Annotated in this window: 13 protein-coding genes and 2 pseudogenes; 7 read left to right on the forward strand and 8 right to left on the reverse strand. The window is 44.8% G+C overall.

Going from position 1 to position 14338, the window contains the following annotated elements:
- Positions 1-322 precede the first annotated feature (322 nt).
- The 4 genes from FPL14_RS15210 to FPL14_RS15225 all read left to right on the forward strand — a co-directional run bounded on the left by FPL14_RS15210 (position 323) and on the right by FPL14_RS15225 (position 5054).
- Entirely contained in the window at positions 323-1441 is a 1119-nt protein-coding gene (locus FPL14_RS15210) for an NACHT domain-containing protein (RefSeq protein ID WP_182298225.1), read from the forward strand.
- Between the two features lie 208 nt (positions 1442-1649).
- Positions 1650-2159 (forward strand): hypothetical protein, encoded by a 510-nt coding sequence (locus FPL14_RS15215; RefSeq protein WP_182298227.1) that lies wholly within the window; start codon positions 1650-1652, stop codon positions 2157-2159.
- Between the two features lie 309 nt (positions 2160-2468).
- The gene (locus FPL14_RS15220) at positions 2469-3641 is read left to right on the forward strand and encodes a DUF262 domain-containing protein (protein WP_182298229.1); all 1173 of its coding nucleotides are present in this window, start codon (positions 2469-2471) and stop codon (positions 3639-3641) included.
- Complete coding sequence (locus tag FPL14_RS15225) at positions 3642-5054, forward strand: ATP-dependent nuclease (RefSeq protein WP_182298231.1); 1413 nt, start codon at positions 3642-3644, stop codon at positions 5052-5054.
- Between the two features lie 196 nt (positions 5055-5250).
- Here the strand turns inward: FPL14_RS15225 and FPL14_RS15230 are convergent, their stop codons facing one another.
- The 6 genes and pseudogenes from FPL14_RS15230 to FPL14_RS15255 all read right to left on the reverse strand — a co-directional run bounded on the left by FPL14_RS15230 (position 5251) and on the right by FPL14_RS15255 (position 9867).
- Positions 5251-5922: a hypothetical protein gene (locus FPL14_RS15230; RefSeq protein WP_182298233.1), complete on the reverse strand. Its 672-nt coding sequence runs from the start codon at positions 5920-5922 to the stop codon at positions 5251-5253.
- 267 nt (positions 5923-6189) lie between these two features.
- Positions 6190-6792: a DUF1349 domain-containing protein gene (locus FPL14_RS15235; RefSeq protein WP_182298235.1), complete on the reverse strand. Its 603-nt coding sequence runs from the start codon at positions 6790-6792 to the stop codon at positions 6190-6192.
- A 223-nt stretch (positions 6793-7015) separates the two neighbouring features.
- Positions 7016-8025, reverse strand: a pseudogene (locus FPL14_RS15240) (fibronectin type III domain-containing protein); the annotation flags it as partial.
- 228 nt (positions 8026-8253) lie between these two features.
- Positions 8254-8859, reverse strand: a pseudogene (locus FPL14_RS29955) (lytic polysaccharide monooxygenase); the annotation flags it as partial.
- A gap of 358 nt (positions 8860-9217) precedes the next feature.
- Positions 9218-9508, reverse strand: a complete 291-nt coding sequence (locus FPL14_RS15250) for a transporter (RefSeq protein WP_182298239.1) — start codon at positions 9506-9508, stop codon at positions 9218-9220.
- Positions 9509-9546: 38 nt separating this feature from the next.
- Entirely contained in the window at positions 9547-9867 is a 321-nt protein-coding gene (locus FPL14_RS15255) for a hypothetical protein (RefSeq protein WP_182298240.1), read from the reverse strand.
- A 167-nt stretch (positions 9868-10034) separates the two neighbouring features.
- On the opposite strand from FPL14_RS15255, the gene FPL14_RS15260 reads away from it, so the two are divergent.
- Together FPL14_RS15260 and FPL14_RS15265 are read left to right on the forward strand one after the other, a co-directional pair.
- Positions 10035-11051, forward strand: coding sequence for an SDR family oxidoreductase (locus tag FPL14_RS15260; protein WP_182298242.1), 1017 nt, complete (start codon positions 10035-10037; stop codon positions 11049-11051).
- Positions 11052-11156: 105 nt separating this feature from the next.
- Positions 11157-12731, forward strand: coding sequence for an ABC-F family ATP-binding cassette domain-containing protein (locus FPL14_RS15265; RefSeq protein WP_182298244.1), 1575 nt, complete (start codon positions 11157-11159; stop codon positions 12729-12731).
- 101 nt (positions 12732-12832) lie between these two features.
- On the opposite strand, the gene FPL14_RS29960 is transcribed toward FPL14_RS15265, so the two are convergent.
- Both FPL14_RS29960 and FPL14_RS29965 read right to left on the reverse strand, forming a co-directional pair.
- On the reverse strand, positions 12833-13276 hold the full coding sequence (locus FPL14_RS29960) for a zinc-binding dehydrogenase (RefSeq protein ID WP_324617932.1): 444 nt from the start codon (positions 13274-13276) through the stop codon (positions 12833-12835).
- The gene (locus FPL14_RS29965; protein ID WP_229263518.1) at positions 13212-13844 is read right to left on the reverse strand and encodes a zinc-dependent alcohol dehydrogenase family protein; all 633 of its coding nucleotides are present in this window, start codon (positions 13842-13844) and stop codon (positions 13212-13214) included. The genes FPL14_RS29960 and FPL14_RS29965 overlap by 65 nt, the downstream gene beginning before the upstream one ends.
- A gap of 120 nt (positions 13845-13964) precedes the next feature.
- On the opposite strand from FPL14_RS29965, the gene FPL14_RS15275 reads away from it, so the two are divergent.
- A complete protein-coding gene (locus tag FPL14_RS15275) occupies positions 13965-14321 on the forward strand; it encodes a winged helix-turn-helix transcriptional regulator (protein WP_229263519.1) in 357 nt (118 codons plus the stop codon).
- The last annotated feature ends 17 nt before the right edge of the window (positions 14322-14338 follow it).

The following is a 14338-nucleotide window of genomic DNA, read 5'->3' on the forward strand; positions in this document are numbered from 1 at the left end:
TCTGAAAATATTCTCAAGAGGCTTATTATTGAGCGACTACCTCGCATACTCTAGGATAAACCCCTCTGAATTTCATAGAAGAGGCCTTCCCCTTACTGGTTGTTTTTTAGAGTATAAAAAATCAACAGACACAATTGCAAAAGATTTAGTCAACGATCAGTCAACATTCGGTTATTGGCTTTCGAAAGAAGATACTTGTTAAGCTGTTCTCTTCCAAGAAAGAAACATATAAGCTAAAATAACGCAACGAAAGGAAAATACTGTTGTTTTATGTATAACCATGGAATATTATATCTGTAATAATTCAATAAGAGGTGGCAATATGGTAAGTAAGGAAGATCTTATTTCGTTCTCGGTAGAGTTGGTGCAAAATAATATTGAGCGAACAATTAGGGGAATTAGTCACTTCGGGAGTGATTCATACAAAAAAATAAAAGTTAATTCAGGGGCAGCTTTTAAAAGTTACTTGGAAACTGCAATTAGAAAGTATAGTGATATAAAGACAATCTTGTATAGAGATGCTCCGGTATTTTTATATAAATTTTACGAAGATTCAGAATTGTTATTCGGTGATAATGTTATTGATGCTAGCGATCTCGATAATTTATTACAAGTAAGCGATAAAATAATAATTACTGGATCTGCTGGAACAGGTAAATCGACACTAATGAAACATTTATTTCTAAGTGCTATTGCCAATAAAAACAGGATACCAATATTTGTAGAACTTAAAAATATTAATAACATTCCTGACATCGTAAATTTAATACATTCAGGAGAGTATAGGTTACTAGATTTTATTTATCATAGTGTGAAATCATTAAATTTTTCGTTTGAAGAAGAGTATTTTATAAGGGCTATTGATAATGGAAATTTATTCTTCTATTTTGATGGATTTGATGAGGTAAATCCTGAAATTAGAGAATTATTGTCCTTACAAATTATAGAATTGAGTGATAAATATTATGAAAATGTAATAATTGTTTCATCTAGACCAGATGAAGGATTTGTTGCCTGGAATAGCTTCTGTGAAATTCGAATGTTACCTTTGTCTAAGAAAAAAGCATTGAGTTTAATGAACAAGATTGAATATGAAAGCGAAATGAAAGAGAGATTTATTGATGAACTAGATAAAAATCTATATGAAAGACATAAGTCATTTGCGTCTAATCCTCTACTTCTTACAATAATGCTAATGAGTTTCTCGCAGTACTCAGATATACCAGAAAAAATATATCTTTTTTATCAGCAAGCATTTGAGACATTATTTACTAAGCATGATTCAACAAAAGGTGGGTATAAAAGAAAAATGTATACCAACCTGGCGATGGATGACTTTGTAAAGGTATTATCTGCATTTGCAATTCAAAGCTATTCTAACAATAATATAAGCTTTGACTATACAACAATTTCGAAATATTTAAATGGTGCAAAAAAATAACTAATATTGAATATGAAGTTCTAGATTATCACAGAGATATGTGTGAGTCAGTATCGTTACTTGTTAAAGATGGGTTACTCTTTACTTTTTCACATAGGATTTTTCAAGAGTATTTTACGGCTATCTTTATAATTAGTTCTTCTGATGAACGGCAAAAAAACTCATAGATAAGCTTTCACGGAGATTTAATACGGATAAAGTGTTTGATATGCTATTTGAAGCTGATAGAAATAGGCTGGAAAGAAATTATATTATACCTATGTTAGAGGGTATTAGAGAAGCTACTTACTATGAAATATCTGATATTTACGATTCAACATATAAATTTGTTATTAGCTTGTTCGATCAGATTCGAATACGTAATACGAAAAAAGAAGAGGATAGAAAAGGGTTTAGTTATTCAATAAAAAATAGTGAGTTATTTGGTTTTATACGCGTAACTAAAAGAAAATATGAAGCATTATATAACTTAAACGATGTTAAGATGATTCAAGTAAATTCAACAGAGGATTTTATGCAAAAATATGATACATATTTAGAAGAAGATGTTTTAATAAATATTGAAGATCTCGTATCAGTATCGTCAAAAAGAGAGATTGTAGAAATAATGCCGTATGTTAACGAATATATATTCTTGATGAATATCTTAAAGGTGTTAAAAGTTGAACATCAACAGCAAGATAATTCTATTGAAAATATTCTATTTGAGAGCGTTTAAGGTGAATATCAGGAGTAATGCGACAACTGGAGCGATTGGATTAGCTATGCGGGGAATGCGGTGGCGACGGGTGTATTACAGAGCACGGCGAGAGGGATGCCGTTGCTCTTTATTTTTTATGTATTGGAAGTCAACACAGAGTCAACTATATAAATTTAGAGATTAATCATGCTGAACCAAATCATAAATGATAATAATTGATTTAACAAAATCTTGACTGGTCCTAATTTCCCAGCATTATAATATATAGTAGTAATTTAGAATTAGTAGCAAATTAATGGCCTTCTTATAGAAAAGGGGAATCGTCCAATGAAATGCACTGCTACTGAACTTGAAATCGAAACGCTGGTTAATAGGATAGAAAGTAAAGATATAGAACTGCAACCTGATTTTCAGCGCGGTGAAGTTTGGAGTAATCAAAAGAAAAAAAAGTTAATTGACTCTATATTAAGGGGGTGGCGAATTCCCCCAGTACATGTAATTGAAAATAAAGATAACTACATAGATGAAGTTTTAGATGGTCAACAACGATTAGCAACTATACGGGATTTTATGAAAGATATTATTAAGGTGGACGGAACATTGATGCCGATAGATTTGCAAATTGACTCTTTACATGGAAAGACATTTTCTGAGCTAGATAGGGAAATACAGAGAAGATTCAAGAAATATAGCCTTACTATTATAAGGTTAACAGAATTTACGCCTGAGGAACCAGCTGAGTTATTTTATAGGTTGAATCAACCCGCATCCTTAACATCTGCAGAACAAAGAAATGCTTTTATTGGTGACACTAGAAATCAGGTGAGGGAATTAGTTAGTATATTCGAAACCCATGGCGCGAATAAAGAAAGTATAGGTTTCTCAAATTCAAGAATGGCATATGATGATATTATTTCTAAGTTTTGTTACACACTTGAGACAGGGTCTCTTCGAAAGAAAATAACATCAACAGACATTTCAGAAAAATACAGAACCAATAAACCGTTTTCGCCTTATGTTTTTGAAGATGCTAGCAAGGTGCTTAGGTTCTTTTCGAAGGCTATAACAAATTATGAGTTTAGAAGGTTGTCTTTAAATAAAGCAACTTTATTTAGTTGGTTAATATTTACCAAAAGACACGTTGACGTAATATCTAGTTCAAAATTGTCTCAATTGGTTTTTCAATTTGAATTCGAACGGGAATATGCAAAAGGGAAGGCAAATAATAATTTATTTGAGCGCGGTAGTATTAACTTTGATAAATATCCCTTTTATGAGAATATGTTTTTATTGTTTAATCAAAGAGCTAGTATGGGGAGTACGGATGCGACCTCGATTATGGTAAGGGATATAATTCTAGAGTTATTTGCATGTATGAATATGAGCGAACACATGGATCACGCTATCTTTGAGGTGTTTGAGAGCATTTACTCCAAATATCAAAATCTTCCCTTGAGTATAGAGACTACTATTGATACAACTAGCTGGGGGAATATTTAAATGAGAAGTGCAAAAGCGAAAGATCATTGGAGTACTGTTTATAAAAGGAATTACACATATTCCATAGAGAAAGTACTCCTTAATGGCGCAGGCGGCTTTAACGATATAGAGCTAAATAAAGGGATATTCGCCCTATGTGGGTTAAATGGCGCAGGGAAATCAACTATTATCTCCTGTCTTAAGGATATTTTAGGTATACCATTAAATAGAAGAGATTTAAAAAAGGTAAACGGTGGATCCATTGAGGCCCAAATAAAAACAGGCCAAAGTGTTACAACATATCAAAATACTGATTCTATGAGATTTAGGGATAGCTGTGAAATAGAGAATAATTTGTATTATGTAGATTATGAACAGCCTTTGGATATTCTCGCGTATTTTGAACAGGATAATCTTGAAGAACTTTTGGAACAATATGATTCTAAATACTTTACAAATGACGAAATTGAAGAGATAAACTACCTAACAGGAAAAAAATACAGTAGCATAGAGTTGATTGAAGTTGAAGATAAAGATTCAAGTTTACCATTCTTTAAGGTCACAGATGGCGCATTAAGTTATGATTCTCTGTCAATGGGAATTGGAGAACATTACTTGTTTTACTTATATTGGATGTTGGAAAAAGTTGTTGATAATGGAATAGTCTTAATTGAAGAACCAGAAACATTCATAAGTATTACATCACAATATCACTTAATGAATCATATCGCGGAAAAAACGAGCTCAAAAGGATTAAATGTCGTAATAGCAACACATTCACCTCAAATTTTAAGAAACATAAAGAAGGAAAATATCTGTATTATTAGCCGTTATCAAAACCGAGTGTCAATACAACGGCCGTCCATTGAGCAAGAGTCATTAATTACACTTGGACTTGAGTTGCCTAAAAAAGGTTGTATATTCGTTGAGGACTTTTTAGCGGAAAATTTTCTAAAAACAGTGCTCTCAAAAAATGGGAGTTACTTACTATACGAATATGGGATTGAAAAAGTGAATGGAGAATCTGAGATTACCGAATTGCTACAATTCCCTCCCAAGCAAAACTTTACATACAAACTGGTTGGAATATATGACGGGGACATGAGGTCAAAGGAAAGCCAGATTATACCGGTAGTAAAGTGGGGATATTGTTTTTTACCTGTTGATATAGAAATTGAGAAAGAGCTCAGAGAAGCATTGGATAATAACATAGAAGCGCTATGTGAAACATTGCGCATCGAAGTAGGTAGAGGAATACAGTTGCTTGCCCGTATTAATGGTGAAGAGCACCATGACTGGTTTTTAGAACTTTCTAAAGCATTAGGTAAGGAATATTCAGTGGTTGTTGATGTTTTGTATGATTATTGGGAAGCACAAAATAACAATGCAGAAAAAGTGAATGTTTTTATTAAGGAACTAACACAAATATGCTAGCATCCAATAAATTTTTTCATTAGACCGTTATGGAGAACCGTATCGTAAGGTATTTCTTTAGCAGGAGCGATTGGATTTCATGGCAAGATAACCCTACTGCTACGGGAGATAAGTAAGAGTTGTAAAGCAGTATGTAGATCTATAATACAGAGCATGGTGAGATAATCGCCGTTGCTCTGTATTTTTATACTCGAAGTCAACAGCATGTCAACATTAGGTTGCTGAAGGTATTTATAGAACATGGTACTCTTAGCGTATATCCTACGATTAACGTGTTGTCCCAGTAGCCATATAAAACAATTTGTTTGGGGACGACCGTGACCGAGGATAAACCCTCAGGGAAGATGTAGTATCTTCGAACATAGCTAATAAAATCGTCTGGACCTAGAGGTTCATTGGTTAAATGAGCGGTTTTACCAAGAAACCATTCTAAAAACGGATGGGATTGGAAGCGTGCGTGGAGTTCGAGTATTTTGCCCGATCGGCGATAGTGCACGATTTTTTCGGACATGTTCAAGAAATCTTCGTCGATGTAGGCGTTACCGCCACGGTGGATAAAGTCACGTACGGCGGCTTCGTTAGGCGGTATGATCCGGTGTTTGACTTCTGCGACTAGCAAACTACCGAGGAATGCCCAAATCAACGGGATAAGCAGCAAGCAAGCGACGATCCTCGTCTCGGAGAGCCATTTTTTGCTGAGGTCAAAGAGGATGATCGAGAGAACGGGGAACACGACAAGCAACCCGAAGTGCACGAGAAAAACCGGTGGGAAAGCGATGATGAAAATCTGCGTGCAAACCCAGTATGTGAGCCACCACAAACCTAATAAAAAGTAGGAGAGAATTAAGACAAATCGGGTTGATCGCATGATCGGACCTCGTCAATTTGAATTGGGGTTCTTTTTACAATATCGGGTATATTCTCACGTTAATTAACAGCGATATTTAAATGCACCGTCGGGCCCTGCATCCGCAGGAGCCTCTCACCCGCGCGGAGCTGGCGGTGCTGCTGCACCGGATGCTGAAGCAAGCGGGAGTTATCCACTAAATCGTTAGAATTGCGAAGGCACCCAGCCGTTAGGGTGCCTTCGTCGCTATGCTATGTCAATTTCGCCATCCTAACCACCATTGCTAATTTACGCTTCGGATATCCCGAGATTACCCTTGTTAAGTTCAAAATAATCAAACTGCACCAAACAACCTTCGCCGATAGGGGATTGCGCAACGATACCTACTTTTATCTCGGCAGGGCATTCCATTCCAAAGTACCTTACGAGATTCCACTGTTCACCATCCAAGGAATAATGGAAAGCGAAACAATTCCCCGCACGAGCTATCCTCAAGTAAGGTTTAAGTACATCCACTTTTCCCGAGATACAATCATCGGAAGTTTTTTTCGTAACGACGCTTAGAATGGATGGCTTATTCTCGAAAAACTCATAACACAGCTTAGCCCAATGTTGATCGTCGGCCATGACCATCAGACATCCCGAATCATATTGCTGCTTCATATCCACGCTGACTCTTGTAGTCAGATTGAAATCGCCTTGCACTAACGTGTAGAGGAAAGGCGCTGAAGATTTTACGGCCGCCCCCGAAGGATCGATGAAAAAATCCGCTTCCGCGGGAGCGGAGATAACCAAAGAATGGTTCGCATCTAATCCCCAGCTTTTCGGTTCGTTTATCCAGTTTAATTCGGGATTTAAGAGTTTGTCGGAACCGTTGTCAAATAAATTCAAAGTTAATCGCTCCTTCATTCTAATTCAGGTTGATCGTATGGTCGGACCTCGTCAATTAGACTGCTGGTTTTTATATCGGGTTTATTATGCAAAAATCTAAATCCTAAAAGGAAGGGTTTTTACCCGCCTTTCGGTCCGAGAGAGGCGTTATCAGAAATACAAAAAGGAGCCCGGGAGGGCTCCTCGTACTGTTTTTATTCGACTTTTATTATGGAGCGGTACCTCAAACCAAAGTTCCGTTCTGATACAGCGTGACATGATCCCAGTTGGCGTAAGAGGTTTTCGTCGAATCGAAAGAATAGTCGTTGGCTTCGTTGAAGTTCGACCAGTCGGCTTTGGCCATGCGCAGCTGAATGTCGCCCGTTTGTCCGCCTGCCGCGATCGAACCTGCGCCTGCGGTGAAGCCCAGTTCAACATACGTGTCCGTATTGGTGCCGGATGCGCTTACGAACGTCATAGTTATGTTGCTTCCGCCGATCTGCGCCCAATCGATGAAGGCGTTCAAGGCGGCCGTTCCGTCTTTCGTGAAGTAGTACCGAATTTTGACCGTGCTAAGGCTAACGGCTGATGTGCCTGTGTTCTTGATGTTCAAATGAGGCTTGATTTGGTTGTCCGTGGCATTCGTATCGCCGGCTTTGTATTGGACGACAAGGCTGCCCGTTCCGGTGCTGCCGCCTGCCGGCGTCGCGCTTGCCTGTGCGGAGTTCGCGCTCTCGCCCGCGCTATTGGACGCGCTGACGACATAATAGTAAGCTGTGCCGTTCGTCAGGCCCGTGTTCGTGTAGCTCGTCGCCGTAACGCCGGTCGCTACGATCGTGTAAGGTCCGCCGCTCGTCGTTGCACGCTTCACCGTGTAGCTCGTCGCTCCTGCGGATGCCGTCCAGCTCAATGTAACTTGAGCATTGCCCGCAGTTGCCGTCAGCCCCGCAGGAGCCGCAGGCACGGTCGGTGACGTTACCGGACCGACGCGCTTGCCTGTGCGGAGTTCGGGCTCTCGCCCGCGCTATTGGACGCGCTGATGACATAATAATAAGCCGTGCCGTTCGTCAGCCCCGTATTCGTGTAGCTCGTCGTCGTAACGCCGGTCGCTACGATCGTGTAAGGTCCGCCGCTCGTCGTTGCACGCTTCACCGTGTAGCTCGTCGCTCCTGCGGATGCCGTCCAGCTCAATGTAACTTGAGCATTGCCCGCAGTAGCCGTCAGCCCCGCAGGAGCCGCAGGCACGGTCGGTGACGTTACCGGACCGATGAGCTGCCATACTTCATTCGTTCCGGGCGTCTGGCCTAAGGTATACCATCTGGCTTGCCAGACGTTACCGCTATAGACGACTTGTTCGCCGGTATTATACGGGCGAATCGAGCTCCAGTCGCGGATTGCGCCAAAGCGATTCGGATCGCCGGGGAAACCCGGGGCCGGAGTGGTCGGTTGCGAAAGATCGCGCGTCAGGTTCACGTCCATCGCTTGATAGAAGGCGTTGACCGTATCGAAGATATCCCATACCGCGACAATGACATGGTAGCCTTCCCGATCGTTCGGGATGAAGCAGTCATTGGAGAGATCCACCGGCGGGATGGCGCCGTTATCCTCATAGCGGCAGAACTTCTCAAGATCGGCGCGTGCCAGAGGCTTGTTCGGATCCCAACCCGGCTTCGTAATGTAATAGTCCCAATAGTTGGTGCTGTGATTGGCGACCAAATTCCATTGGAAAGTATGAGGTCCGCCGCTCAGGTTGACTTTGGTCCAGCGGGTCATGGATTGCGCATCCAATGGCGGGTACTTGCCTCCGCCGGCGATCTGGCCGTCCGGAACCCCGATTTCCGGGAAGTCCCCGCGACCTTCTACGCTCCAAGGCTCGTACTGTACCGGACCGCAATCCGTGTTTTGCCCGCTCATGCACAAGTCCGCGCGACTGCCTATCAATCTACCGTGCGCCGAAGCGCGGTCCGCAAACAGCAGCGAACAAATCAAAACGAGCAGCAGAGCGCCTGTCCCCATCAAGAGCATCATGGCTCTAGAGGGTTGTTGCTTCAATGTTTCTTGAACCGACATCACAATCTCCTCCCTCATTCATAGATTTCAAAACGGAAGCAAGCATTTCCCGGAATGAAATCACCTCCTTTAGTGAAACTCTACAAATTTAAAGTGCGTGATCAACTATTAGTATCAGCATTTAGTCTAGAAACTAGCAAAAATACACAATAAAACCGTAAAGCGGATGGAAGAGGGCTAGCAACTGACGTTAATTCAATTTTACACCCGCCTACCCCTATGAAATGCTCTTTTGGTAACCAAAACTATGCCCAAATGTGACCTGTTGCGAGCCCGCCCTGAAATCGCTTTAAGTTCATCCGGTTTAATCAAAGAAAGAGCCGGATCCCCCTCGCTGAAATCGGGAGCTTCCGGCTCTTCGCCATTCCTATTCGCATCAGAAACACGAAAACGATTCGATGCTCTGAAGGTCGAGGCCCGTGTAAATCCAAATGAAACCGTTCCAACGAAATCCCGCGACCGATGTCCGGCCGACGAAGACAGGGTAAAACCAGAAGTTTGTTCCATTGCGCTGCCAAATATACGTATAGCGGAACAAGCAGCGGGATATTGCACCCGGGTCAACGGCAAACGTCGTTGCGAGGGGCTTCGGCGGAATCGTCTGGGGCGGCGGCGATGAAGGGGATTGCTGCCCGCCTTGCGGTCCGAAGGGAGGCGTAAAGGCCATGTTCATCTCTCCTTATTTAGTCGACTTTCATTGCAGCCTTAGAGTAGCGAGATGGTGAGAAGGTTAAACAGAACAAGAGGCAGCACGAGGTCGTTAAAAGCGTTGGGGGGACTTGGACTTGGGAAGAAGGCGCGATCGTAACCCTCATTCGATTGACTTAAGTAAAGAATGCCTCTGTCGCAATGAACGATGCGCCCTTCGAAGACGTCCCCGTGTACGGTCTCGACCTTCACCAGTCTATTGGCGTGGCGAGCGCATAACTGATGAAGATGGTTGCCTACGGATTGCAATGCTTGACGAACCTGGGGTTCGCACTGATAGATTCGCGTCTGTTCAAATGCCGTGTTTTTCGAATTCATCACAAGTCCCTCCGTCATTTTCGAACATGGGTTAGTCTATGCGAAAGCCCAGTTCGACGTTACGCCAATGTGCTCGTTGAGCTTCAAGTTCCTGTTTCCAAATAAGAGGTTAACTGCTATCGTAAGGGGGGAAGCGGAATCGTTATATTATTTTGCGGAGGTGCATCATGAAAGTCCTATTTATCGGAGGAACGGGAACGATTAGCTCTGCGATCACTCGGCAGCTGTTGGACAAAGGGGACGAGCTTTACCTTCTGAATAGGGGTACCCGAAATGATGCTTTGCCGGCGGGCGTAAATATCCTTAAAGCGGATATTAATGATGAAGCCGCCGTATCGAAGTTGATTGAAAACTTGGAGTTTGATGTCGTCGCGGATTTTATAGCATTCGTGCCGGCCCAGTTGGAAAGGGATTATCGACTGTTTAACGGTAAAACGAAGCAATTTATGTTCATTAGCTCGGCTTCCGCATACCAAACGCCGTTGTCCGATTATAGAATTACGGAGGGAACTCCTTTATCCAATCCTTATTGGGAATATTCGAGAAACAAAATCGCCTGCGAAGATTATTTAATGAAGCAGTATCGCGAGAATGGATTTCCGATCACGATCGTTAGGCCAAGTCACACGTATGATGAACGTTCCATTCCGCTCGGGGTACATGGAAGCAAGGGGTCTTGGCAGGTTGCCAAGCGCATGTTGGAGAACAAACCCGTCATTATTCATGGAGACGGGACTTCTCTATGGACGATGACGCACAATAGCGACTTTGCTAAAGGATTTATTGGGCTTATGGGTAACATTCACGCGATCGGGGAATCCGTTCATATCACTTCGGACGAGACCGTGACCTGGAACCAGATTTATGAGATCATTGCCGATGCGCTTGGAGTTAAGCTCAAAGCCGTCCATGTTTCATCGGAATTTCTGGCTGCCTGCAGCAAAGAGGATTATAGGGGCGGATTGCTGGGAGATAAAGCGAATTCCGTCGTTTTCGATAATTCGAAGCTCAAACGGCTCGTTCCCGAATTCGTTGCGACGACTCGGTTAGACCAAGGGATTAAGCAGACGATCAAAAACATTTTAGCCCATCCCGAGCTTCAAAAAGAAGATAAGGATTTCGATATTTGGTGCGACAAGGTTGTTGGTGCATTAGAAGCCGCCTTAAAGACGATAAACGAATAAGCTTTAATCCCAAAGTCCGCTCTTGCAACTGCGCAGGGTGGACTTTTTGATAGCGATCAAGTGATATAATCACGGTAGACTGTTGATCTTAGAAGGGTGATAGCCATGAGCGTAATTCGTTTGGAGAACGTTACTAAGAGGTATGAAGAGACCATGATTTTTAGGGATATTTATTTTCGCTTGAGCCAAGGGGAGCGTATCGGCTTGATCGGACGGAACGGTGCCGGTAAGTCGACGGTTTTCAAGTTGATCTTGGGCAAGGAGGAGCCGACGTCCGGGAAAGTAGAAATAGACCCTCAAGTGAAGATAGGGTACTTCTCGCAATTCTCGGAAATGCGCGGAAGCCTGTCTGTTCAGCAAGAGTTGGAAATGTGCTTCGAGCAGGTTGCTCTTATCGAAAGGGAGCTTCAGGAAGTCGGGGAAAAGCTGGGTTTGGTCGCCGATGACGGAGAGATGGATGCGCTGCTCGCGAGACAGGCGGAGCTATTCGAACAAATGGAGCATTTGGATGGCTGGAACGTATCCGTCGAGATTAACACGGTTCTGACGAAACTGGGGTTCAACGAGAGATCGCGCCATCAACCTATCGATGAATTGTCCGGGGGCTGGAGAAACCGTGCCGCGCTCGCGAAAATGCTAATCGAGTCGCCTGACGTCGTCTTGCTCGACGAACCGACGAATTATTTGGATATGGAAGGGATAGCGTGGCTGGAGCAGTGGTTGTACCGGTTCAAAGGCGCCATGATTCTAGTATCGCATGATCGGCAATTTATCGACAAAGTGGTCACGCGAACGATCGAGATCGAGAACTATCATTTTCAGGAATACGAAGGGAATTACACCGATTATATCCGCAAGAAGAAAATGCGCAAGAAGGAGCTGGACCGTCAGTTCGAGTGGGAGGAAGAGCTTCTCCTCATGGAGTCGGAAGCGATCGACGACCGGGCGAGCAGGAAATCCGGCTCTAAGGACCGGCTCTCCCGCAAACTGGCGGATAACAAGAAGCGGATAGAGCCGCACCCCGTAAACGTTCTGATCACGGATATTTACGAGAGGTTGCGCTTTCCGGACAAGCTATGCGAAGTGAAGAACATCGGACAAACCTACGAAGACCGGCAGATCTTCCGGAACGTCAGCTTCGATATTCAGAAGGAAGATCGCATAGTCATCGCGGGCCCGAACGGAAGCGGGAAGTCCACGCTCATTAAGGCGCTTACGGGACAGGAGAAGCCCGAATCCGGCGAGGTGGTCTGGGAGAAGGGCGTCAGCTATGCCTACTTCAACCGGATGTGGGAGGAACTTAATCCTAAGGATACCGTCAGCCACGCGGTGAATACTTACGGATTAGGACTGGACGCCCCGCGGAAAAAGGTAAACAAATTCCTGTCCATGCTGCAATTCTCGGAGATGGATCTGAGCAAGACCATCGGCAGCCTATCCGGCGGACAGATGGCGCGGGTCGCGCTAGCGAAATGCCTTCTCTCGGGCGCCGCGGTCATCATCTTGGACGAGCCGACCAACCATCTTGATCTCACGAGCATTCAGGTCATGGAGCAGGCGTTGATCCATTTTCCCGGCGCCGTCGTTACGGTAAGCCATGATCGGTTTTTTATCGATAAAATAGGGACCAAAATGTTGACGTTCGATCCGGTAGCGGGAGTAAGCGAGCAGAACCTGTAAAGACGTGGACGGGCGAGAGTTCGGCTTAGTGCAACCCGGCCGCCGCGACCGGTCCGATGACTGACCGATCGTTGGCGATCTTGCGCTTGCTTATCCCTCGTTTAGAACGAGATGACGATTTTCCCGAAAGAGGAGCCCTTCGCCAAGTACCGGAAAGCGTCGATGGATTGCGCAAAAGGAAACGATCTGTCGATGACCGGGCGCAGGGCGTGATGCTCGATCGCGCGATTCATTCTTTCGAACATTTCGCGGCTGCCGACATTGATGGCTTGTAACCTTGCCTTGCGAATGATGGCGGGGACGATCGCGAAATCTTTGACGCTGGCGCCCGATAGGAGGCCGACAATGCTAATCCGGCCGCCGACCTTCAGCGCCGATATCGAATGATTAAGCGTTGCGGCTCCGCCTAGATCGACAATGTGGTCGGCTCCGCGTCCTTCAGTAAAGGCTAGAACGGCTTTATCCCATTCGGGATGGGTCTTATAGTTGATGCCGTAATCGGCGCCGAGCGCCTTCGCTCGTTCCAGCTTCTCGTCGCTGCTCAGCGACGATCACCTGGGCCCCATGGAGCTTGGCGAATTGCAGCGCGAACATGGATACGCCGCCGGTTCCTTGCACGACGACCGTATCGCCGGCTTGAACCCTTCCTTCTTCCGAGACGGCATGCCATGCGGTGACCCCGGCGCAAGGCAATGTCGCCGCTTCTTCGTCGGTCAGATGCTCGGGCACGCGAACAAGTCCTTCTTCCGGCAACGTTACGTATTCGGCGAGCATCCCGTCGAGCGGACTTCCCAGCGTCGTGATCCAGTTCGCTTGCGTGGGCTCGCCCGTCGTCCAGCTTTGGGTGAAAATCCCGCTTACGCGTTCCCCGATTCGGAACTTGGACGCGCGATCTCCTAAGGCAACGACTTCCCCCACTCCGTCGGAGGTTGGGATCAGGGGAGCCGTCCGGTGAGGCTCATAAAATCCATCGATGACCCCGGTATCGCGGGAATTCAAGGAGACGGCCTTCATCCGAATCAATACTTGTCCGGGGCCGGGGGAAGGCGGGGGAAGGTCGATTTCCTTCACGTGATCTAGTCCGAAGCCGCCATGCAGAACGAATGCTTTCATTGAACTCTCTCCTTCTCGTTTAGGGAATAGACATACTATAAGTGATATACTAATCTTTAGTAAGAAGGCACTTTAAGGTGGTATACGAACTTTAGGGTGCGTACGGGGGGAGAGTTAATCGTGAAGACGGGGCCGGATATTTCGCACGAGGCGTGCAGTTACAGTCATGTGCTGGAGATTATATCGAACAAATGGACCGCTCTGGTCATCTACGCCATGGAAGACGGTACGATCCGGTATGGGGAAATAAAAAGGCGCATCGAGGGCGTCTCGCAGAAAATGTTGACTCAAACGTTGAAGCAGCTGGAGCGGGATGGCATTGTCGCGCGCAAGCTCACGCTGTCCGTGCCTCCGATCGCGGAATACTCGCTGTCCCCCCTGGGCGAATCGCTCATTCCCCTGCTGAAGATGCTGCAGGTTTGGGCCGCGGACAATTTTCGCGCCGTTCGGGAAGCAAGAGAACAATACGATCAGTAAAACCAAAAGCCGAGACA

The sequence above is a fragment of the Cohnella cholangitidis genome, from assembly GCF_014107495.1.
Taxonomy (GTDB): Bacteria; Bacillota; Bacilli; order Paenibacillales; family Paenibacillaceae; genus Cohnella; species Cohnella cholangitidis.